The sequence below is a fragment of the Pseudorhodobacter sp. genome, from assembly GCF_030452865.1.
Taxonomy (GTDB): Bacteria; Pseudomonadota; Alphaproteobacteria; order Rhodobacterales; family Rhodobacteraceae; genus Pseudorhodobacter.
In genome coordinates this window covers 1-1602 of the sequence record NZ_JAKDLJ010000583.1, presented here as the reverse complement: position 1 = coordinate 1602, position 1602 = coordinate 1, and the positions used below count along the sequence as shown (strand labels likewise).

At 59.9% G+C, this 1602-nt stretch carries 2 protein-coding genes; one reads left to right on the top strand and one right to left on the bottom strand.

Annotation, left to right across the window (positions count from 1 at the left end; all coding sequences use genetic code 11):
* Positions 1 to 213: 213 nt before the first annotated feature.
* Complete coding sequence (locus L0H65_RS19685; protein WP_301460872.1) at positions 214 to 648, bottom strand: Rrf2 family transcriptional regulator; 435 nt, start codon at positions 646 to 648, stop codon at positions 214 to 216.
* A gap of 300 nt (positions 649 to 948) precedes the next feature.
* On the opposite strand from L0H65_RS19685, the gene L0H65_RS19680 reads away from it, so the two are divergent.
* A partial coding sequence (locus tag L0H65_RS19680; RefSeq protein WP_301460873.1) for a glycogen/starch/alpha-glucan phosphorylase occupies positions 949 to 1602 on the top strand: 654 nt, incomplete at its 3' end.

Below are 1602 nucleotides of genomic sequence, written 5' to 3'. Positions count from 1 at the left end.
CGGGTTGCGGGGGGCCGCCTTGCAACGACCTGATCGCTCTGATTTTAGTAAACATTTACGGCCAACAATCGACTGTAATATGGCAAGATTGCGGTCGATGTAGTCGTGGCCATCGCGGGGTGCAAGGGGGCGGTGCGCGCGCTCCTGCCAATGTGATGTTCAATCCCACAATGCTCGGCAGAATGCTGCCGAACCATCGCAGTTGCGTGACATTCACGCCACTTTCAACAGGCGCGACAGGCCATGATTGCCCTCCACCAGATCACGCAACCTTACCGCGTCAAGGTGGCGGTAGAATTCGGCCAGGGCATCGGCAAAAACGCAGGTGAGCCGACAGCTCGCCGCCAGCGGGCAATCGCCGCCATCCGGCTCCATACAGGTGGTGAACGGCGTCGTGCTTTCAAACGCGCGTACCACTTCGCCCACGGTGATTTCAGCTGCGTCGCGTTGCAGCCGCAAGCCTCCGGTTCGCCCGCGTACGGTGGTCAGGAACCCCGCCTGACCCAGTTTGTGGATCACTTGCGCCAAATGGTTCTCGGAGGCATTGCAGGCGGTTGCAACATCGGTCTTGCGCACCGTGACACCGGGATTTACCGCGCAATACATCAAAGTGCGCAGCGCGAGATTGGTTCTGATTGTCAACCGCATGGGCGCTTTCCCTTCTCCTCCGCCAAATGCGGATCGACACAGCATAAATGCAGCGCAAAAAGCGGAATATGATCTAGATCATATTGCGCCTTCGCCCGACACCATGCGAAACTGACGGCAAGCAGCGTTGTCTTTGACTTTGTTAGCGCTACCGGGTAGGCGGGAAGCCAGTATCATCAACGCATGCAATTGGGCGCTTTGGCGTCGAGATTGCCAGTTTGCCTCGATGCGGGGCGAGATTGCAGATCCAGAACCCCGGTGTTTTGCGCCGGGCAAACCAGCAGGACGCCAGATTTGAATATGCCCGGAATGCCGACACCCGCCGCAAAGCTGCACCGACGCGAGACGCTGGCCGAAGATATCCTGCGTCATTTGACCTACACGCTCGGCAAGGACGCCGACCATGCCAGCCCCTATGATTGGCGCATGGCGCTGTCCTATTCCATCCGCGACCGGATCGTCGGGCCGTGGTTCACCTCCACTCGTCGCACATGGGCCGAAGGGCGCAAGCGGGTCTATTACCTGTCGATGGAATTCCTGATCGGGCGGCTGTTGGAAGACGCAACAATGAATCTGGGGCTGGAGGATGAGGCGGCGGAGGTGATGGCCGGATTTGGCCAATCCTACCGCGCCCTGATCGAGGGGGAACCGGACGCCGCCCTTGGCAACGGCGGGCTTGGGCGTTTGGCGGCTTGTTTCATGGAAAGCATGGCGACGATTGGTTGCCCCGGCTACGGCTACGGTATCCGCTATGAGAACGGGTTGTTTCGCCAGCGGTTTGAGGGTGGCATGCAGGTGGAGGCGGCGGAAGACTGGCTGTCACACCCGAACCCATGGGAATTCAACCGCCCCGAGGCCGCCTATACGATTCCCTTCAAGGGCCATATGGAGGGCGAGATCTGGGTGCCGGGCGAAACCGTCATCGCCTCTGCGCATGATATGCCGGTCGTGGGA